We start from the raw sequence: 18,995 nt of genomic DNA on the forward strand, positions 1-18,995 counted from the left end.
GACTGCAGGTAGTCCAGACACGCGGACAGGTGCGCCATCCGCATTGAGACTGGTACTTCGCAAAAAGTCTGTCGTCGAGACCGGCGAGCTAATGCGTGCGCAGTCTCAGTATCCAAGCCTATAGGGGGACTGCCAGACTTGGCTCGCAAGCCGACTTCCGGGGGAAGACATGGCGGCGAACACCAACGAAGTGGACGTCATCATCGCGGGAGGCGGCCCGGTGGGCGTGCTCACCGCCAACCTGCTCGGCCTGCACGGCGTGCGGGTCCTCGTCCTGGAGCGCGAGTCCACACCGCACGGTCAGCCGCGCGCCTTCTCCTGTGACGACGAAGCCCTGCGCATCTACCAATCCGCGGGCCTCATCGACGCGCTGAAACCGGACCTGCGGCAGAGCCGGCGTGTCACGTACACGGGCGTCGGCAACAAGCCCATCGCGGAGCTCCACCTGAGCGAGGTGGACTTCGGCTTCGGCTACACCCCCATCTGGTTCTTCTACCAACCGCTCCTGGAGAAGGCCCTGCGCGAGGGGCTCGCCCGCTTCGAGCACGCGACGCTGCGCCTCGGCACGGAGGTGGAGGCACTCGAACAGGCCCCTGCCGGAGTGACGGTGCGCACCCGTGACCTGGCCAGCGGTGAGCGCGGCGCCGTACGCGCCCGCTACCTCGTGGGGTGCGACGGAGGCCGGAGCACGGTGCGCGGGCTGCTGGGCATCGCCATGGAAGGGCGCAGCTACGAGGAACCGTGGATTGCCATCTCCGGCACCGTGCCAGAAGACGCCGCCCCGCCCGAGTGCAGCATCGTCTGCGACCCGGAGCGCCCCGGCTTCGTGGGCCGTGGCCCCGTGGGCCAGTTCCGCTGGGAGTTCCGCCTGCGCCCCGGTGAAACGGGCGAGGAGATGGTCCAGCCCAACTCCGTCCGCCGGCTGATTGCCCCCTACGTCGACCCGGAAAAGGTGAAGGTCGAGCGCGCCCAGCTCTACACCTTCCGCTGCCTCGTCGCTCCCCGCTGGCGCGAGGGCCGCACCTTCCTCGCAGGTGACGCGGCCCACATGATGCCGCCCTTCATGGGCCAGGGCCTCGTCTCCGGTCTGCGCGACGCCGCCAACCTCGCATGGAAGCTGGCGCGCGTGATTCACGGCCGCGCCCCCGAAGCCCTCCTGGACACGTACGACCAGGAGCGCCGCCCGCACGTGCGAACCATGCTCGATGCCACCGTGCGCCTGGGCTACGTGTTCATGGCGCGCAACACACCCACCGCCCTGCTCCGTGACACCCTGCTCCGAGGCCTCCAGCGCATCCCCAGCGTGCGCCACTTCGTGGAAGGCTTCCGCTTCAAGCCACCGCCGTCCCTCGAAGAGGGCTGGCTGCTCGGTGGCCGTCGCTCCGGACGAACGGCTCCGGAGGGCAGCTACTTTCCCCAGCCCAGGGTGCGGCTCGCCTCCGGCGAAGAGCGACTGCTCGACGACACGCTGGGCTCCGGGTTCGCCGTGCTGAGCAGGAAGAACGGCCCGGCGACGGAGGCGGCACACGCGCTCGCAGAGGCGCTCGGCGGCACGTCCGTCACTGTTGGCCCCCCGGGCGTGCGCAGCACGGACTCGCGCACCGTGGAGGACCACACCGGCAGGCTGGCGGAGTGGTTCACCCGCCACGGCGTGGACGTCGCGGTGGTGCGCCCGGACCGCTTCGTCTTCGGCGCGGTGCCGCTGGCGCGACTGCCGGAGCTGCGCACCGCCCTGGGCGTGGACCGCACCTGAGCCCCGATGATGTCCGCTCTCAGTGAGCCACGGCGGGCACGACCTTGAGGGACGGAGCCCGCGCCTCCAGCTCGGGCTTCGGTGTCTCGGCCTGCACGGCCGCGTCGAGGTTGGCGAGGCCCTCCTCGAAGTTCTTCCCCAGCAGCGCATCCATGTCCAGGAAGGCGGAGATGGCCTTGCCCATCAGGGTGTTCTCTCCCTCGACGCTCCAGGTGACGTGGGTCCCCTTCTCGGACGCCACGAGCTTGAAGGTTCCCTGGTTGGTGGCGGCGAAGGGCTTGAAGAACTCGAGCCGCATGGAGACGAACTCGCCGGGCCTGCTCTCCAGGATGGTCATCCGCCCCTCTCCTGCCTTGTTGTTCCCGCTCCACGCGTAGACGGCCCCCGGGCCCGACCGAGGGCCTTCGAAGCGCTTCGTCACATTCGGATCGAGCTTCTCGTAGGGCGACCACCGGCCCCACTGGTGGAAGTCATTGATCATCGAGAAGACGACGTCCGCAGGAGCGTGAATGAGGGCGCTCCGCTCGACGCGGAAGCGGTCCGGGCGCGTTCGAATGAAGACAACCAGCGCGACGATGAGGACGACGATGACGAGTCCGAGCAGCTTGAGCATGTGAACGACTCCTCGCCAGGCAGGTGAGGTCGGGCCCGGCCTTCACCATGGCGTCGACCGGGACACCAGGAGATCGACAACCCCCGGCGTCTTTTCTTCGCGGGCGGCCAAACCGCCGGAATCGCGGGGCATTTCCCCGCGGTCCTCCCCGGGGACACCGACCCCCCCTGTGCCTCCGCGCGCCCCTCCGCGCCGGATGGGGCCTCGACGACTCGCGGATGTATGCGAGGACCCGGTGCAAGGAATTGGATGCAATGCCTTGTCAATACCTCCCCCTCGACTTGCAACGGGGGCGGCAGGAGGCGCAGGCTTCCGCCTCCGCGAGACGTATTGGAGCTGCGCGCGGAGTGGGGGGGAGTCTGCTTGCTGCCGCCGGTGCACACCGCACTGCTCGACTCGCTGGACCGGCATGCCCGGCGGCGCGCGGAAGGCATTGCCACGCTGAGCACCCTCGTGGGTCCACCCGAGCAGGGACTCGCGCTGCTCACCCAGTGGATTCACCGTCGCGGCCTCGGCGTCGCCGTCGCCGAAGGGGATGACCCGCGCGCGATGGTCTCCGCCTGGGCCACGGCCCTCGCACGTGAGCGGGACCTGACCTCGGATGCGGAGGCCTTCGCCGTCCGCGCCCAGGCCCCGGGGCCGCGAAGGGACTTGCAGTTCCGTGGAAAGACAGCCCACGAGCGCCGCGTCCTGTTGGACGGCCTCGCACTCCCACACTCCGAGCCTGCCACGTGGGAGCTGTGCCGGAGTCTGCTCGAAGCCCCTTCCCTGCCCTCACCCGGCAGCCTGCCATCCCTGGTGAGCAGGGCCATCGAGAAGGAGCCACTCGCGGCGCTCCAGTCGCTGCTCGCCCTCGTGCCTCCTGGCAGCGCACCCGCGCTGCGCGCGCGTGGAGGCGCCGCCGACTTCCGCGCCCTCCGAACCGTCGCATCGCTCTGTGCCGCGGCCCCTGGCCTCACCGCCGTGTGTGTCCTCACGCCGGAGTCCCTCGCCGAGCACCTGCGCCGGGAGGAGTCCCGGGCCCTGGCCATGCTGCGCGAGGGCCGGCTGGACCTGCCGGAAGCGTCTCGCGAGACGCCGGCCGCGAGCCCGGTGGACCCCACGCTGGCCCGGCTCCGACAGGAGGGCACTCCACAGCCGGTCATCGAGCTCTACGAGGAAGCGGCCCGCGCCATCACCACCGGCCGCCGGGAGGCCGAGGACCGCGCCCGCAGCGCGGCCGAGCGCTACCTCCAGGCCCAGCTCCACGCGCACCCCAGCACCCGGAACCTCTTCAAACCCAATGTCCGCCTCGACGTGGGTGACGGCGGCCGCCCGCTGGAGGTGGACCTGCTGTGCCGCAAGTACCGGCTGGCGGTGGAGCTCGACGGACACTTCCACTTCCACGACGCCGAGTCCTTCCGCCGGGACAGGCGCAAGGACCTCGCACTCCAGCGCGCCGGCTACTGGGTCGTCCGCTTCCTCTCCGACGACGTCGTCTCCCACCTGGAAGACATCTTCGAAACGCTCGACACGCTGATTGCCGCCCGGAGGCAGGAGTCCTCGGGGCCGGAGGTAACACATGAACCCCGCTGACCCCCGGCTGGCCGGGATTGCGATGTGCTGGCTCTTCACCCGCGGCAAGAAGCCCGGCAGTCGAAAGGAACTGGAGACAGCGCTCCGCCCCTTCGTGGAGCATCGCCTCAGCAGCGCCGAGTCGAAGGCCCGCTTCGACATGCTCGTCTCGCGGCTCACCGGCGACGCGCTCGTCACGGAGCGGGCACGCGGCGGCCTCGAGTTGACGGCGGATGGACGCGCTGGCGCGCTGCGCTTCCTCGGCCTGGAGCAGGCGCCACGGGGGCTCACCTGGAAGAAGCTCAAGGCCACGTACCTGCTGGCGCGCACCCTGGAACTGCCGCCCACGAAGCCCGTCCTGGCCCGCCTGTCGAGCGCCGACGGAGTGCGCGCCACGCTCCTGAAGCAGGAGCACGGCCTGGCGGACGCGGACGGCCTCACCCTGGCACAGGTGAGAGACAGGCTGCTGTGGCGGCAGCTCGGAGTGGAGACGGACCGTCCCTTCTCGCTGAGCGCCGTGCAGGCGCACCTCCTCGGGAAGCTGCTGGACTCCGAGACGAAGGACCCGCGCAAGGCGGTGGAGCAACTCGCCGCGCGCTCGGCCGGGGCCACGCGCGTGGATGCCGAGGCCGTGCGCCTCGCCATCCTGCGCCGCTGGGCCCTGCCGGACTCAGAGGCTCACGCGCCCGCTGAAGTGCCTCCCCCGCAGACGGAGCAGGACAGCGCATCCGAGGACTCGGTGGCGAGCTTCGCCGAGCGCGTGCTCGCCGTGGCCCGCGCCCTGCCCACCGGCCGCTTCGGGCAGAACAAGGTCTTCATCTCCCACGTGTGGAAGGCCCTCCAGCCCGAGTGGGGCAACCGCGAGGCCTTCGACGTGGCGCTGCTGGAGGCCAACCGCACGCGGCACCTGTCCCTGACGCGCGCGGACCTCGTGTCCGCCATGGACCCGCGCGACGTGGCCGACTCCGAGGTGCGCTCATACGGCGCCACCTTCCACTTCGTCGTCATCTAGCCCGCCTTCCTTCCGGAGCGCTCCGTGCCCATCGACCCTCGACTCGAGGCCTTCCTCACCGACGGCCGCGAGGTCTTCAACAGCGTCCAGCAGGGCCAGCAACTCTGGCAGGCGGACCCGTTCGACGTAGAGGCCCTCAACGCTCCTGCCCGCCGCGCCTTCAAGCGGCTGCTGGAGCGTGCCGCGTCCGACTCGCCTCCAGACGCAGGCAAGCTGCTGCTCCTGCTCGGCGAGTCCGGCAGCGGCAAGACGCACCTGGTGCGGTCGTTCCGCAACCTCGCGCACGGCCAGCGGAAGGGCTTCGTCGGCTACATGCCGATGACCGTCGATGCGACCCGCTATGACGGGTACATCCTCTCCAACCTCATCGACTCGCTGGACAAGCCATATGACGTGTCCGCCGGAGAGGACAGCGGGCTGATGCGGCTGTCAGACGCGCTGATGGCGCACTGCAAGAGCGCCTTCGCGCCCCTCATCCCGGACGAGAAGGTGCTGGAGGACGACGAACTGCACGGCACCATCCGCGCCGTGGCGGACGAACTGCTGGAGGACCCGCGCTTCGAGAGTGTCGAGGTGGACCTGCTGCGCGCGCTCATCTACCTGCAGCGCAGGGACCCGCGAATCAACCGCCGCATCTTCCACTGGCTGCGCTGCGAGGAGCTGACCGAAGCGGACCGGAAGGTCATCGGCGAGCTCGTGCCCCGCATGGCGGACGACGGACCGATGCGGATGGTCGAGCACCTGGGGCGACTGATGGGGACGCTCGGTCAGGCGCTGGTGCTGTGCGTGGACCAGGTGGAGGACGTCAACGAATTCGAGGAGCGCCCGCAGATGGAGCGCTCCTTCCGGCGAGCCATGAGCAGTCTGTCGGCCATCGTCAGCAAGGTGCCCCGGGCCGTCGTCGTCGTCTGCTGCCTCTCCGACTATTGGGTGAGGATGCGGCCGCAGCTCACGCAGTCCCTGCTGGACCGCATCGAGAACGACCCGGAGCCGGTGGAGTTGGAGCGGACGGTGACGCCCGACACGGCCCGCGACATCGCGGCGCGGAGGCTGCGCTCGCTGTACGAGCAGCGCGGCGTGTCCATCAACCCCGCGGACCCGACGTGGCCCATCCCGGCGAAGGGCTTCGACAAGCTCGGAGGGCAGCGGGCGCGCGACGTGCTGAACGAGTGCCGGCGCTACCGCGAGCGGGCGCTCCAGGACCAGCAGTTGCCGGAGGCATTTCCCATTCCCCGTCCAGGCGTGAAGGAGCCCACGGCAGCAGGGGTCAAGCCACCCTCGAAGCCCGACGTGGACCAGATGTGGACGGACTTCAAGGCCACGTACAAGACGAAGCTGCCCGAGGAGTCCTCGGACCTCGCCATGCTGCTGGCCTGGGCCATCGAGGTGGGCAGCGACGAACTGGGTGGCACACCGCGCTTCGCCGTGAAGCCCCGGGATGAAGAGGCGATGGACGTCAGCGTGCAGCCGGAGGGCAGCAAGCTCCTCGTCGCCCTCTGCGACAGGAGCCCCCGAGGCGGTGGGCTTGCAAGGCAGATGACCGCCGCACTGAAGGCTGCCGCAGGCAAGACGCCGGTCCTCGTGCGGACCTCCGAGTTCCCATCGACGACCGGCACCCTGGTCGCGGACCAGATTGGCCTGCTCATCCGCAAGGGTGGGCGGCGCGTGGTGATGGGTGACGGCGAGCTGCGAGAACTGGTGACGCTGCGTGCCTTCCGTGAGCAGCACAAGGGGCAGACCGCGGTCATGGAGTGGAGCCGGACGGCGCGCCCCGTCACCCGACTGAAGTCTGTCGGCGACATCCTCGGACTGGAGCGTCTGGGTGCCACGCCGCCACCGTCCGGTCCACCATCGTCTTCCCCACGTCCAGCTGAACCCAACTCACGAAACACGGGGGCGGGCGCCAACAGTGCCTCGGCTCGCACCGAGCCGCGCGGCACCGCGTCTCCGAGCCAGTCGAGCCTCTTCGAAGGCACGGCCACCGTGGCATCCAGCGACGCGCCTCCGTTGGAGCTCAAGGCCGCCGGGGACATGCTGTCCTCGTCCTCCCGAACGGTGACGCCTCCGAAGGGCACACCCGTGCCCGCGGGGCTCCAGACCCGCCGACGCACCGTCACGCCCACGCCCGTCCCGGCGGTGCCGCGCGAGGTGCTCACCGGGCCAGTAAAGCTCGGAGCCTCGGAAGGCTTCTTCACGCAGACCATCTCGCTCGAACCCGCCGAGCTGACGCGGCACAGCGCCTTCCTCGGCGGCACGGGCAGCGGCAAGACGACGCTGGCGCTCAACGTGTTGGAGCAGCTCCTGCTCCGGGGCGTGCCCGCCATCCTCATCGACCGCAAGGGAGACCTCGCCACGTACGCGCGCGAGCTCTCCTGGCAGGAGAAGCTGGAGGACCCCTCGCTCCACGAGCGCCGCCGCCTGCTGCGCGAGCGCGTGGAGGTGGCCGTCTACACGCCGGGCCGCTCGGACGGGCGGCCCCTCGCCATTCCCATCGTGCCCCGGGGCCTCGACACGCTTCCGACCGAAGAGCGCGAGCAGGGCGTCCAGCAGGCCGCGGACGCCATCGCGGGGATGCTCGAATACAAGAGCAACAGCGACAAGGCGGCCCACGCACTGCTCGCCCAGGCGCTCCGGCTGCTCGTGCAGCGCCCGCTCGGCAGGGACCTCACGCTGGAGGTCGTACAGCAGTTCGTCGCCGACCAGGACGAGGCCCTGCTCCAGGAAGCCGACGGAATTCCCTCGAAGACGTTCGCCAAGCTCGCCCAGGACCTCTCGGTTCTCCGCCTCAACCTGCGGTCCCTGCTGGCCTCCGGCGGCGAGCGGCTGGACCTGGAGGAACTGCTCGGGCGTGGCGCGTCGGGCACGCCGGGCAAGACGCGGCTGAGCGTCATCAGCACCAAGTTCCTCGGGGACAACAACCGCATCCTCTTCTGGGTGTCGCAGCTCCTCCTGGAGACGAACCGCTGGACGAGCCAGCACCCGGCCTCCCAGCTCCAGGCGGTGCTCCTCTTCGACGAGGCGGACATGTACCTCCCCGCGACGATGAAGCCCGCCACGAAGCAGCCCATGGAGGACCTGCTCAAGCGGGCCCGCTCCGCCGGTGTGGGGGTGATGCTCGCCACGCAGAGCCCGGGGGACCTCGACTACAAGTGCCGCGAGAATGTGCGGACCTGGTTCGTGGGCAAGGTGAAGGAAGACAACGCCATCCGGAAGCTCCGGCCCATGTTCACCGAGGCCCGAGTGGACGCGGATGCGAAGCTCCCCTCCCAGAAGCAAGGCCAGTTCCACGTGCTGCGCGACGGTCAGGTGCAGCAGCTCAAGGCGGACCGCTCCGTCATGCGCACCGAGCAGCTCGCCGAGGACGAAATCCTCAAGCTCGCGCGACAGACCCTGGACAAGAGCAGGAGCACGGCCGCCGGCACGTCCAAGGCCGGCGGTTCGCGCTGACGCCTCACCCGATATCCCCCAGCCCCTCACCGGGCCACCAGTCGTGCCGGCCCGCCGGCCTGGGCCCGCTGAAGGCCCGGCCTTCAGTGGAGGTTCCTGGTAGGAAGCGCCTCCGGCATGGACCTACCCAACCTCCTGGAGCGCTGAATGTTCTCGACGGTGGCGGTGGACGGAGAGGTGCGGCGCTGGGAGGACCTGCGCCTGCATGACTTCGCGCAGGGGTTCTTCTTCGGCGCGGGCTTCTTCACCACCTTCCGCATCGACTCGGGCGCCCCACTCTTCCTCGCCCGTCACCTCGCACGGCTCCGGGCCAGCCTCGCGGCCTTTCCCGACGCCGTCCGCGCACCTTCGCCCGCGCTCCTCTCCGACTCCCCGGTGCGCGACACGCTCCGCCGCTGTCTCCACGCGGATGCGGCCCTCGGACCGGACTTCACCGGCGTGGGCAAGCTGTCCGTGAGCGACGGGCACGTGCTGCTCACCTTCCGCCCGACACCTCCCGACGCGGAGCGCCTCCTCCGAGAGGGCCGCGCCTTGGACGCCGTGGAGCCCGAGGCCTACCGACGCGCGGAGCGCACGCTGAACCACAAGGGCCTCTCCTACTTCCGCCAGTTCGCCTTGATGGAGCGCCTGCCCGTCCTGGGCAACGAGGACGGCGAGGTCTGCGAATTGCCCACCGCCAACCTCTTCTTCCACCTGGACGGAGCGCTCGTCACGCCGCCGCTGGACGCGCCCTGCCTGCCGGGCATCGTCCGCGCGGTGCTCCTGGAAATGGGCCACGTGGACGGGCTGCCCGTGGTGGAGCGGCCGGTGCCCCTCGCGCGCCTCGCGGACGCGAGCGCCTGCTTCTTCACCAACTCCGCCGAGCTGGCCATTGGCGTGCCTCGCCTGCTCGGGCGCGAGCTGCCCGGAAGCCTGCCCCTGGCCGAGCGGGCCCGCGCCCTCATTGAAGCGGTGGCGTGGCGCGAGGCCTGAGGCACACTGCGCCCATGAGTCGCTCCCTCGTCATCGCCCACCGCTGGGCGGGCCGCCCCGACACCGACTTCTATCCCTGGCTCGACGAGAAGCTCCGCCAGCCTCCGGCGAGCTTCGACTCCATCCGCGCGCTCGATATGCCGCAGCCGGGCACGCCCACCATCGACGGCTGGGTGTCCGCGCTGCGCGACGCGGTGGGCCCGGTGCCCGCGCCGTCCACCGTCTTCCTCGGGCACAGCGTGGGCTGCCAGGCCATCCTGCGCTACCTCGCCACGCTGCCGCCGGGACACACCGTGGAGGGCGCCCTCCTCGTCTCCGGCTGGTTCGAGGTGGACAAGACGTGGGACTCGCTGCGCCCGTGGCTCGACACGCCCATCGACTTCGAGCGCGCCCGCGCCGCGCTCCGCCGCTGCGTCGTCCTCCTGTCCGACAATGACCCGTTCACCTCGGACTGGCGCCGCAACTCGCTCCTGTGGGAGGAGCGCCTGGGCGCGGAGGTGGTCGTCATCCCTGGCGGCCGTCACTTCAACAACCCGCGCGAGCCCGCCGTGCTGGAGACGCTGCAGTCGCGCTTCGGCTCCGGCTCACAGGACCAGGCCTAGCCCCTCCGCCACCTCTTCGTCCCGCAGCAGCCGCCACGCGCCCTCGGCCACGTCCAGCACCACGCCGCCCACGGCCTCGCGGTGCAGCGCGAGCACCGGGTGCCCCACGGCGGCCAGCATCCGCTTCACCTGGTGGTGCCGTCCCTCCGTGAGCGTGAGCTCCACCACGTCCGGCTCCCGCAGCCGGGCGCCCGCGGGCCGCGTGGGCCCGTCCTCCAGCACCAGGCCTTCGCGCAAGCGCAGCAGCGCGGCCTCCGAAGGCTGCCCCGCCACCCGCGCCACGTACCGCTTGGACACGTGCGTCTCCGGTGACGTCCCGTGCCGCACCAGGCGCTCGTCGTTGGTGAAGAGCAGCAGCCCGGTGGTGTCCCGGTCCAACCGGCCCACCGCGAGCCACTCGTAGCCCCGCATCGCCTCGGGCAGCACGGCGCGCAGGCGCTCGAACACGGTGCCCACGCCCTCCGGGTCCGAGCCGTGCACCACCGGCCCCGCGGGCTTGTGGAACATCAGCGCCAATACCGGCGCCGCCAGGTCGCGCACCCGGCCATCCACCCGCACCTCCAGGCCGGGCCGCACCGGCGCGAAGGGCTCGCGCTCCACGCGCCCGTCCACCTCCACCCGCCCCTCGCGAATGGCGGCTTCCGCCTCCGCGCGTGGCAGCACGCCTGCTCTTCCCAGGGCCCGGGTCAGCCAGTCCGCGCGCCCTTCGGGAGGCACGTCCCCGGGCCCTCGGCGCCGCGCCGCCTCCAGCCATTTCGGGGTCCGCTGCCTGCGGGCCATCGCCTGCCTCCTCGCATCGTGATTCCCACCGCGAACCGCCGCCCCCTCACCCGCCTGCCCTCCCTTCGAGGCTGCCGATCCGTCGAGCAGCGAACGGAGCATGCCTACCTTCAGGAGCAACCGCACTGGAGGAGACTGCATGGGCAGCGTACTGGAAGGACCGAACGTTCAGGGAAGCAGCTACTCGCAGCGTCCAGTGGGCTCCTCGGGCCTCTCCGATGGCGAGCACTCCACGGGCAGCATCGCGCAGGCCAGCAAGGAGCAGGTGAAGCAGCTGAGCGGCGTCGCGAAGGGCCGCGTCTACTCGCAGGTGGAAAGCCGCAAGGGTGAGCTGGTCAAGGGCATCCAGGGGCTGGTGTCCACGCTGGAGTCGGTGGCGCGCAACGACGAGGCCGCCGTGGCCCGCCCGCTCCTCACCAGCGCGGTGGGAGTGCTGCGCAAGACGTCGGACCGGCTGGAGAACGGCACCACCGAGGAGCTCCTCGCGGATGCCCAGGAGCAGGTGCGTCAGCGGCCCGGTCTGTTCATCGCGGGGTGCGTGGCCGTGGGCTTCGCCCTTGGCCGGTTCATCAAGGTCTGACGGGGGGCACGCGGATGGAACCAACGATTCCACGCCATGACGGCGACGGGTTCCGGGAACGCCCGGACGCGCGGGACTTCACCTTCGGGAGCCGCGGCTTCGGGGAGCTGTTCTCGGAGTTCATGGAGCAGGGACGCCGGCTGGTGCGTGCCGAGGTGGCGCTGGCGCGCGCGGAGCTGAAGACGGAAGCGAAGAAGGCGTCGGCCGGCGCGGGTCTGCTGGCGGGCGGCGGCGTGGTGCTGTTCCTCGGGGCGCTGACCTTCGTCGCGTTCCTGGTGGCGGCGCTGGCCGTGCTGATGCCGGTGTGGGCGTCGGCCCTCGTCGTGGCGGTGCTGCTGCTGGCGGTGGGTGGCGCGGTCGCCTGGGCGGGCCTCGGAAGACTGAAGCGCCTCCACGGACCGCAACGGACGATTCAAACCCTCAAGGAGGATGGGCAATGGGCGAGCAGGACCGCGCACTCCATGAAATCGCAGATGCACGGGCACGCCTGAGCGAGCTGGCCGACGAGCTGGCCCTCAAGGCCGAACCGGACCGCCTGAAGGCCATGGCCAGGGAGTTCGCCGCCGAGAAGACGGCCGAGCTCAAGCAGCACGCAAAGGATGCCGCCGTGGAAAAGGCCACGGAACTCAAGACACACGCCAAGGAGACCGTGATGCAGAGGACGACGGAGCTGAAGGAACGTGCCGACAGTCCCAAGGGGTGGAGCCTGCTGGGAGCCCTCATCGGCGCCGGTGTGGGCTCGGTCCTGATGCGCAAGGCCTTCACCCGGCGCGAGGAGTCCCGGTACGACGACTCCCGGGACGGCCGGTGGCGGGACGAGGACCGGTGGCGCTACGACGGCCTGCGCGCGGAGCGCCGGGACCTGCGCTACGACGATGACCGCTATGCTTCCGCCGAGCGCACCGACCTCGGCTACGGCGCGGGCACCGGCTACGGTGACGTGCCCTACCAGCGCGCGGCGTCCACCGGCTACCAGGGCGTGCCTCCCAACTACGACGTTTCCTCCGAGGCCACGTCCAACGTGAAGGACCGCGCGTCCGAGGCAGCCCACACCGTGAGGGACCGCGCCGTCGACGTGAAGGACCGTGCCGCGGGGGCGGTGGACCACCTGAAGGAGCGGGCCTCGCACCTGCGTGAGCGCATCCCCTCGCGCGACGCCGTGCAGTACCGCACCACGGACTGGTTCAACCGCACGGTGGACGAGCAGCCGCTCCTCCTGGCGCTGGGTGGCATCGCGCTGGGCATGCTGGCCTCCACGCTCATCCCGGTGTCCAACCAGGAGCGCCGCCTCATGGAGCCGGCCAGGCGCCGCGCCGGGGAGGAAATCTCGCACCTGGGCGACCAGCTCCACCAGCGGCTCCAGGGCCGCGAGGCGCCGTCGTCCAGCCATGACAGCCGCCAGGGCGCCTCCGCCTCGAGCGTCTCCTCCACCTCGGACCTGAACACGCCCGGGACCACGGGCTTCGGGGCGAGCAGCATCAGCAGCCCGAGCAGCAGCGCCGGCCCGGGCGCCACCACCTCGGGCGTGAGCGTGTCGGGCACGGAGGACAGCGCGGACGCGCTCGCCTCGTCGCCCTCGGGCTCGTCGCGCCTCCCCCCGCTGCCTCCGCTGGATGACATGACGAAGGTGCACTGAAGCCACGCAAGACGTGACGACGTGACGGGGGAGTAACGGCCGAAGGGGCCGTTGCTCCCCTTCCGTTTGACTTGGGCCCGGCGCGTCTGCCATGTGCGCCGCCGTGGCCGTCCCCTCCGAGCTCCTCGCGTCCCTGTCCCCTCCTCCGCCGGGCGCCGCCGTGGCCTTCACACTGCGGCTGGCGGAGGCGCTGCACCGCTACGGCACGCCCTCGCACCGCCTGGAGGGGCTGATGCGGCGCGTGTCCGAGCGGCTGGGACTGGAGGGCCGCTTCTTCTCCACCCCCACCTCCCTCTTCGCGTCCTTCGGCCCTCCGGAGTCGCTGCGCACCAGCCTCATCCGGGTGGAACCCGGAGACATGGACCTGGAGCGGCTGACGCTGCTGGACGTGCTCACGGACGACGTCATCCAGGGCCGGCTGTCCCCCGCCGAGGGCGCACGGAAGGTGGAGGACATCCTCGCGCTCCCGGCGCGCTACGGCCCGGGGCTCCAGCTCCTCTGCTGGGCGCTGGCGGGCGGCACCGCGGGGCGGCTGTTCGGGGGCGGCCTGCGCGAGGTGTGCGTGGCCGCGCTGAGCAGCCTGGTCATCGGCACGCTGGGCGAGCTGGCTCGGCGGCGGCCCACCACGACGTTCGTGCTGGAGCCGGTGGCCGCCATCCTCTCCTCGGCCTTCGCCGTGCTGGCCGCCAGCCTGGTGGGCCCCCTGTCGGTGCAGGTGGCCACGGTGGCCGGCCTCATCGTCCTGCTGCCGGGACTGTCCCTGACGGTGGCCATCAACGAGCTGGCCACGCGCCACCTCATCTCCGGCACCTCGCGGCTCACCGCGGCGGCGCTGGTCTTCCTCCAGCTCGGCTTCGGCGTCGCGCTGGGGAGCCGGCTCGCATTGCTGCTGCCCCCGCCGACCCTGGCGCCCCTGCCACCCGCGCTGCCCGCATGGACGCAGCTGCTGGCGCTGGTCCTCTCCCCGGTGGCGGTGGGCGTGCTCTTCCGGGCGCGTCCCCGGGACTGGGGCTGGATTGCCGCGGCGTGCACCTTCGCCTTCGTGGGCTCACGGCTGGGCGCGCTGCTCCTGGGGGCGCAGCTCGGCGCCTTCGTGGGGGCGCTGCTCCTGGGCATCGCCAGCAACGCGCTGGCGCGCCTGCGCAACCGGCCCTCCGTCACCACCGTGGTGCCCGGCTTGATGCTGCTGGTGCCCGGCAGCGTCGGCTTCCGCAGCCTGTCCTCGCTGCTGGAGCGGGACGTGGTGGCTGGCGTGGACACGGCCTTCAACATGCTGATGGTGGCCGTGGCGCTGGCGGCGGGCCTCCTGTCCGCCAACGCCCTCGTGCCTCCGCGCAAGGTGCTCTGAGGCCTACGCCCTCAGTGCAGGCGGGTGACGTACACCGCCACCAGCGCCAACAGGAAGTAGGCCACCAGCACGGACGCGCCCGCGTACTCCTTCGCCATGCGCTGGCCGAAGAAGAGGGCGATGAGTGACACCGCCGACAGCAGCGCGCCCCAGAAGGCCAGCGCCGCGCTGCCGGTGACGACGAGGGCCACGAGCCCCGCCGCGCAGAGGGCACCGGCCGCCACCTCCAGCAGGGTGAGGGTGCCCAGCATCAGCGGCACCATGCTCCGCAGGGGGCTCTTGGCGAAGTGGCCGGTGAGCCAGCCCAGGTTGCCCTTCCAGTCGAACACCTTGTCCAGGCCGGACTGGAGGAAGAGGATGGCGAGGAAGGCCGTGCAGAGCGCCTGCAGCAGCCAGAGGGTGAACGCGGTCGATTCGAAGGCCGGCATGGCGCGCCACTCTAGCCGCCCGGCGCCCGGGCCCAAGTCTTCTCGCCAGGAGGGCAGCCAGGCAGCCAGGGGCGCAGCGCTCCCCTGCTCCTCCGCCTTGGCGTCCCTACCTTGTCCCTCATGGCATCCGAGCTGACCGCTCGCCGGGTCTTCACCGGCCTCATCCTGCTGTCCATCTTCCTCCTGGCCCTCGTCATCCGCCCGTTCGCCGAGGCGTTCTTCCTGGCGGCCGTGCTGGCGGCGACCTTCTACGGGCTGCACAAGCGGCTGACGCGGAGGCTGCGCGGCAGGAACCACCTGTCGGCCGGGCTCATCACCACGGCCATCGTCCTCGCCCTGCTGCTGCCCCTGGGCGGCCTCACGGCGTTCATCGTCACCGAGGTGTCCGAGGGAGTGGAGTTCGTCACCAAGACGGTGCAGCAGGAGGGCGTCCAGGGCCTGGTGAACCGGATTCCCGCACCCGTGCGCGGCACCCTGATTGAAAGGCTCCCGATGGAGCAGCAGAACCTGGACCAGACACTCCAGCAGCAGGTGACCAGCCAGGGCGGCACCGCGGCCAAGGCGGTGACGGGGGCGGTGGCGGCCACGGGCTCCATCGTCTTCCAGACGGTGATGATGCTCATCGCCCTCTTCTTCTTCTTCACGGACGGGGCGCGGCTGGTGGAGTGGATTGAGAGCGTGTCGCCGCTCAGGCGCGGGCAGACGCGTGAAATCATGCGCGAGTTCCGCAGCGTGTCCGGAGCGGTGCTGGTGTCCTCGGTGGCCACCGCGGGCGTGCAGGCGGTGGCGGCGCTCATCGGCTTCTTCATCGCCCGGGTGCCCGCGGCGGTGTTCTTCGGCGGATTGACCTTCTTCGTGGCGCTCATCCCCGCCGTGGGCGCGGCCTCCGTGGTGCTCGTCGCGGCGGCGCTGATGTTCTTCAGCGGCCACCCCTGGGCGGCACTCTTCCTCGCCATCTGGGGCACGGTGGTGGTGGGCCTGGTGGACAATGTGGTGAAGCCGCTGCTGACAAAGCGTGGCATGCACCAGCACGCGGCCATCGTCTTCTTCGCCCTGCTCGGTGGCCTCGCCGCGTTCGGCACGGTGGGCCTGCTGCTCGGGCCCCTCATCGTCGCCTTCTTCCTCGCGCTGGTGCGCATCTGGGAGCGCGACTACGGCCGCTCCACCCCGCGCGCCGGAGACCCGGCCACGCCGGGCCCGGGCAGCGCGGGCGACCAGGGCGTCCCCACCGTGCGCGCGGAGGCGACGGGCGAGCGGGTGCCTCTCACCCCCACGCCGCCGACCGAGTCGCACTGAGCCTCGCGGCACCGGGAGACCGCTGAAACAACACGGCCCCGTCTTCCGGTTTCCACCGGGGCGGGGCCGCGGTGCCTTCAGGACCGCTAGAACGAAGCGCCGCTGGCGCGCCGTCCGGGCGACGAGGTGAGGCTGGACACGCTCGTGTGCAGCACGAAGGTGCCGCTCGCGCTGGCGTCCGGGCTCCGGTTGGCGGACACGCCGTCCGTGCCGCTGACACCCGAGCTCAGCGTGGCGGTGTCCACCGCCGTGCCGGACGCGTTCTTCAGCGTCACGGTGTCGCCGCTGTTGGACAGCCCCAGCGTGCCCGTGGACGCCACCACCGCGCCCGGAGTGCCAGAGGGAATGCCCGCCGAGCCGCCGAACACCACCACCACGCCGCCGGCCGCCAGCGAGGTGCCGCTCGGGAAGGTGTGCCGCACGCTGGCCGAGTCCGACACCGTCCACCCGCTCAGGTCCGCCGAGCCGGTGCCCACGTTCACCACCTCCACGAACTCGCCGGTGACGTCCGAGCCCGGCTCGTTGACCATCACCTCGTTGACGATGACGCTGGCCGTCCCGCCGCCCGAGGTGGTGATGGTGAAGGCCGCGTTGCTGGAGTCGGTGATGCTGGCGTCGGACGCGTCGCTCACGCGCACCCGCGCGGCGGTGCTGGCGCTGGAGGGCACCGTCCACGCGAAGCTCCCCGAAGAGGCCGAGGTGCTGGAGGTGAGCGTGCTCCAGGTGCTGCCGTTCAGCGAGTACTCCACCTTCACGCTCGTCACCCCGGAGGAGGACCAGGTGATGTTGTGCGCGCTGCCGCCCGCCCAGCTCTCGCCGCCGTTGGGCGACGTCACGGTGACGCTGCCGCTGCTCGTCGTGTCACCCGGAACGAGGAAGTCCTTGATGACGCCCATGTGCTGCATGCCGGACGCGCCGCTGTCGCCGGACACCGCGGGGGAAATCTCGGAGATGGGCGAGTACACGCGCGTGTCGGCCACCAGGCCGGCGGAGAAGGAGCTGCCGCCGATGACCACCGCCGTCTGGTACGGGCGCAAGTCACTGTCCACCAGCACGTGGTCATACGGCGAGTTGCGGCCCGCGTTGGTGTTGGTGTTGCCGTTGCGGTCCGCCGGGTACGGGCTCGCCGTCGACACCACCTGCGCGAAGGTGGTGAGGCACGCCTCGGAGCGGCTGCCGGTGTTGAAGTCGCCGCCGATGACCAGGTAGTCGCCCGTCGGGATGTTGGCCTTGATGCGGCTGACCAGGCTGGTGGCCTCCGTGTTGCGCGTGCTGGCGTTCGTCGTCAGCAGGTGCACGCTGACCGCCCACAAATCCTTCGGGCCCGGGATGTCGATGCGCGCCCATACGAAGTCGCGGTCGGAGACGGCCGTGTCATCCCACTCGCCCGCGGAGATGATGGGGTAGCGGCTGATGATGCCGTTCGGAATCCCGGACCCGCTCTCGCGGAAGTACTGGAAGCCGGTGCCGAAGGCGGTGTCGACGAAGGCGCGCAGGTCCGCCGCGGAGCTCGTCTTGTACTGGAACTCCTGGAGCATCACCACGTCCGGGTCCGTGCCCTGGAAGATGCGGATGCCGTGGCCCGGGTCATAGTCCTGGCCCGTGCCGCTGGTGAGGTTGGCCGCCATCAGGCGGAGGCGGACGTTGGCCAGCCCGTCCTCACGGGCTCCGACGGCGGCCTCGTCAGGAGAAGTCGCCTCCTCCGGCTCCACGCCACCGCACGCGGCGAGCACCAGGGAGAACACCACCGCGCAACGCCATAACTGCCTCGAGGGAGTCTTGTTGTTTCGCACGCTGTCCAATCCTGCTCCTGCTGGGGAGCGAGTGAAGGGTCGGGGGAGACACCTGAACAGTGATTCACGCGTGAAACAGCACGCGCGCCACCAGTCTCGTTTATCGAGGAAGTTCCGAAAAGCGGCGCGTAAAACCCAGGTGAAAAATATATGGAAACAATTGCTACATCGCCGCGGCAGTGGAGAGCGCGACGAAGAGATAGCGCAGCCCTTTTCCGAGTGTGACGAAGAGGACGAACGGCAGCGGCCGGACGCCGAGCATGCCCCCGGCGATGACGAATGCGTCACCCACCACCGGCATCCACGACATGACCAGCGCGGGCGCGCCCCAGGTGCGCACACGCGCCTCGATGCGCTCCATGCGCGGGCCCTCCTTCGCGCGCCGCCGCGCATACCACCGGCCCAGCGGCCCGCCGCCCCCGGCCGCCACCCACCGGCCCAGCGCGTACAGCGACAGCGCGCCCAGCACGTTGCCGACAGTGGCCACGCAGACAGCCATCACCGGGGGCGTGCCGCCGTAGATGAGCGCGGCGAGCGCCGCCTCCGAGGGCACGGGAACCACCGAGCCCGCGAGCATGGCGACGAAGAAGAGGCCCGGAAGCCCCCAGGCGGAGAGTGTCGAAGGGTCGGGCATGGAGGGCGGGTGGAGGGCGCAGACTCTGCCACGCCCCCGCCACGCGCGGGGGGCTTCCCACCGTCCGCTCCCGAGCAACCGGCCCGTGCGCCGGGTTGCCCGCCTGCCCACACCGGTGCTCATGCTGCGCGAGGGCCCGTACCGGGCCCGTGTCATGGGGGAGGGCGCATGCGGTCCATGGATTCGGGAGACTCCCGGGTGGCCTCCATCCTCGTCGCGGACGACCCTGAGTTGTCGCACCAGGACGGGCTGGACGTGGTGGTGCGGCTTCGTGACGGCCGGGGCTTCACCCTCACCCTGGTACCGCTGGACGCACTCCAGCGGCGGTTGGCGGACGCGCCGTCGCTCCTCGCCACGCGCCTGGTGTTGGTGCGGCACCTCACGGATGACGCCGTGCTGCACGCGGTGCGCGCCGCGGTGGACCAGGGCATCGAGCGCTTCGGCACGCTGCAGCCACCGCTCGTGCAGTAGCGGGCCCCGCACGGAATGCGCCGTTTCGCGGGGGAACGCAGGAACTGCGCCCTCGCCAGGCGAAGTGCGTCCCGTC

General features: G+C 70.9%; 17 protein-coding genes. 12 read left to right on the top strand and 5 right to left on the bottom strand.

The features are described 5' to 3' along the window. Positions 1 to 169 precede the first annotated feature (169 nt). Positions 170 to 1,753 carry a bifunctional 3-(3-hydroxy-phenyl)propionate/3-hydroxycinnamic acid hydroxylase gene (locus tag OV427_RS10445; RefSeq protein WP_267855945.1) on the top strand — a complete coding sequence of 528 codons (1,584 nt, stop codon included), beginning with the start codon at positions 170 to 172 and terminating at the stop codon, positions 1,751 to 1,753. A gap of 19 nt (positions 1,754 to 1,772) precedes the next feature. On the opposite strand, the gene OV427_RS10450 is transcribed toward OV427_RS10445, so the two are convergent. Then, positions 1,773 to 2,366, bottom strand: coding sequence for an SRPBCC family protein (locus OV427_RS10450; RefSeq protein ID WP_267855946.1), 594 nt, complete (start codon positions 2,364 to 2,366; stop codon positions 1,773 to 1,775). A 363-nt stretch (positions 2,367 to 2,729) separates the two neighbouring features. Here OV427_RS10450 and OV427_RS10455 point away from each other — a divergent pair, with 363 nt between their 5' ends. The 5 genes from OV427_RS10455 to OV427_RS10475 all read left to right on the top strand — a co-directional run bounded on the left by OV427_RS10455 (position 2,730) and on the right by OV427_RS10475 (position 9,953). After that, positions 2,730 to 3,941 carry an endonuclease domain-containing protein gene (locus OV427_RS10455; protein ID WP_267855947.1) on the top strand — a complete coding sequence of 404 codons (1,212 nt, stop codon included), beginning with the start codon at positions 2,730 to 2,732 and terminating at the stop codon, positions 3,939 to 3,941. Continuing rightward, entirely contained in the window at positions 3,928 to 4,932 is a 1,005-nt protein-coding gene (locus tag OV427_RS10460) for a hypothetical protein (protein ID WP_267855948.1), read from the top strand. Before OV427_RS10455 ends, OV427_RS10460 begins: the two co-directional genes overlap by 14 nt. 24 nt (positions 4,933 to 4,956) lie before the next feature. Then, the gene (locus OV427_RS10465; protein WP_267855949.1) at positions 4,957 to 8,379 is read left to right on the top strand and encodes a helicase HerA domain-containing protein; all 3,423 of its coding nucleotides are present in this window, start codon (positions 4,957 to 4,959) and stop codon (positions 8,377 to 8,379) included. Positions 8,380 to 8,526: 147 nt separating this feature from the next. Continuing rightward, positions 8,527 to 9,351: an aminotransferase class IV gene (locus OV427_RS10470; protein WP_267855950.1), complete on the top strand. Its 825-nt coding sequence runs from the start codon at positions 8,527 to 8,529 to the stop codon at positions 9,349 to 9,351. 14 nt (positions 9,352 to 9,365) lie between these two features. After that, entirely contained in the window at positions 9,366 to 9,953 is a 588-nt protein-coding gene (locus OV427_RS10475; protein ID WP_267855951.1) for an RBBP9/YdeN family alpha/beta hydrolase, read from the top strand. Here the strand turns inward: OV427_RS10475 and OV427_RS10480 are convergent. Then, the gene (locus tag OV427_RS10480) at positions 9,936 to 10,733 is read right to left on the bottom strand and encodes a pseudouridine synthase (protein ID WP_267855952.1); all 798 of its coding nucleotides are present in this window, start codon (positions 10,731 to 10,733) and stop codon (positions 9,936 to 9,938) included. The two genes, OV427_RS10475 and OV427_RS10480, sit on opposite strands and share 18 nt — an antisense overlap. Positions 10,734 to 10,872: 139 nt before the next feature. Here OV427_RS10480 and OV427_RS10485 point away from each other — a divergent pair, with 139 nt between their 5' ends. From OV427_RS10485 to OV427_RS10500, 4 genes are all read left to right on the top strand, one after another. After that, positions 10,873 to 11,313, top strand: coding sequence for a hypothetical protein (locus OV427_RS10485; RefSeq protein WP_267855953.1), 441 nt, complete (start codon positions 10,873 to 10,875; stop codon positions 11,311 to 11,313). Positions 11,314 to 11,327: 14 nt separating this feature from the next. Next, positions 11,328 to 11,804 (top strand): phage holin family protein, encoded by a 477-nt coding sequence (locus OV427_RS10490; RefSeq protein ID WP_267855954.1) that lies wholly within the window; start codon positions 11,328 to 11,330, stop codon positions 11,802 to 11,804. After that, the gene (locus tag OV427_RS10495; protein ID WP_267855955.1) at positions 11,750 to 12,949 is read left to right on the top strand and encodes a hypothetical protein; all 1,200 of its coding nucleotides are present in this window, start codon (positions 11,750 to 11,752) and stop codon (positions 12,947 to 12,949) included. The genes OV427_RS10490 and OV427_RS10495 overlap by 55 nt, the downstream gene beginning before the upstream one ends. Before the next feature lie 91 nt (positions 12,950 to 13,040). Next, positions 13,041 to 14,297 (top strand): threonine/serine ThrE exporter family protein, encoded by a 1,257-nt coding sequence (locus OV427_RS10500; protein ID WP_324289950.1) that lies wholly within the window; start codon positions 13,041 to 13,043, stop codon positions 14,295 to 14,297. Between the two features lie 11 nt (positions 14,298 to 14,308). On the opposite strand, the gene OV427_RS10505 is transcribed toward OV427_RS10500, so the two are convergent. Continuing rightward, positions 14,309 to 14,725: a DoxX family protein gene (locus OV427_RS10505; RefSeq protein WP_267855957.1), complete on the bottom strand. Its 417-nt coding sequence runs from the start codon at positions 14,723 to 14,725 to the stop codon at positions 14,309 to 14,311. Positions 14,726 to 14,845: 120 nt separating this feature from the next. On the opposite strand from OV427_RS10505, the gene OV427_RS10510 reads away from it, so the two are divergent. Beyond that, entirely contained in the window at positions 14,846 to 16,021 is a 1,176-nt protein-coding gene (locus tag OV427_RS10510) for an AI-2E family transporter (RefSeq protein ID WP_267863408.1), read from the top strand. 86 nt (positions 16,022 to 16,107) lie between these two features. Here OV427_RS10510 and OV427_RS10515 read toward each other — a convergent pair whose 3' ends face one another. After that, positions 16,108 to 17,814, bottom strand: coding sequence for a lamin tail domain-containing protein (locus OV427_RS10515; RefSeq protein WP_267855958.1), 1,707 nt, complete (start codon positions 17,812 to 17,814; stop codon positions 16,108 to 16,110). A gap of 163 nt (positions 17,815 to 17,977) precedes the next feature. After that, positions 17,978 to 18,448 (bottom strand): YqaA family protein, encoded by a 471-nt coding sequence (locus OV427_RS10520; protein WP_267855959.1) that lies wholly within the window; start codon positions 18,446 to 18,448, stop codon positions 17,978 to 17,980. 168 nt (positions 18,449 to 18,616) lie between these two features. On the opposite strand from OV427_RS10520, the gene OV427_RS10525 reads away from it, so the two are divergent. Beyond that, a complete protein-coding gene (locus tag OV427_RS10525) occupies positions 18,617 to 18,919 on the top strand; it encodes a hypothetical protein (RefSeq protein ID WP_267855960.1) in 303 nt (100 codons plus the stop codon). The last annotated feature ends 76 nt before the right edge of the window (positions 18,920 to 18,995 follow it).

This window comes from Pyxidicoccus sp. MSG2 (assembly GCF_026626705.1).
Classification (GTDB): domain Bacteria; phylum Myxococcota; class Myxococcia; order Myxococcales; family Myxococcaceae; genus Myxococcus.

Bases quoted from the DNA above. Each gene is read 5' to 3' on its own strand.
- OV427_RS10480 (WP_267855952.1), bottom strand. From the start codon at position 10,733: ATGGCCCGCAGGCAGCGGACCCCGAAATGGCTGGAGGCGGCGCGGCGC.
- OV427_RS10520 (WP_267855959.1), bottom strand. From the start codon at position 18,448: ATGCCCGACCCTTCGACACTCTCCGCCTGGGGGCTTCCGGGCCTCTTC.
- OV427_RS10505 (WP_267855957.1), bottom strand. From the start codon at position 14,725: ATGCCGGCCTTCGAATCGACCGCGTTCACCCTCTGGCTGCTGCAGGCG.
- OV427_RS10485 (WP_267855953.1), top strand. From the start codon at position 10,873: ATGGGCAGCGTACTGGAAGGACCGAACGTTCAGGGAAGCAGCTACTCG.
- OV427_RS10470 (WP_267855950.1), top strand. From the start codon at position 8,527: ATGTTCTCGACGGTGGCGGTGGACGGAGAGGTGCGGCGCTGGGAGGAC.
- OV427_RS10525 (WP_267855960.1), top strand. From the start codon at position 18,617: ATGCGGTCCATGGATTCGGGAGACTCCCGGGTGGCCTCCATCCTCGTC.
- OV427_RS10500 (WP_324289950.1), top strand. From the start codon at position 13,041: ATGTGCGCCGCCGTGGCCGTCCCCTCCGAGCTCCTCGCGTCCCTGTCC.
- OV427_RS10445 (WP_267855945.1), top strand. From the start codon at position 170: ATGGCGGCGAACACCAACGAAGTGGACGTCATCATCGCGGGAGGCGGC.
- OV427_RS10460 (WP_267855948.1), top strand. From the start codon at position 3,928: ATGAACCCCGCTGACCCCCGGCTGGCCGGGATTGCGATGTGCTGGCTC.
- OV427_RS10475 (WP_267855951.1), top strand. From the start codon at position 9,366: ATGAGTCGCTCCCTCGTCATCGCCCACCGCTGGGCGGGCCGCCCCGAC.
- OV427_RS10450 (WP_267855946.1), bottom strand. From the start codon at position 2,366: ATGCTCAAGCTGCTCGGACTCGTCATCGTCGTCCTCATCGTCGCGCTG.
- OV427_RS10495 (WP_267855955.1), top strand. From the start codon at position 11,750: ATGGGCGAGCAGGACCGCGCACTCCATGAAATCGCAGATGCACGGGCA.
- OV427_RS10510 (WP_267863408.1), top strand. From the start codon at position 14,846: ATGGCATCCGAGCTGACCGCTCGCCGGGTCTTCACCGGCCTCATCCTG.
- OV427_RS10490 (WP_267855954.1), top strand. From the start codon at position 11,328: ATGGAACCAACGATTCCACGCCATGACGGCGACGGGTTCCGGGAACGC.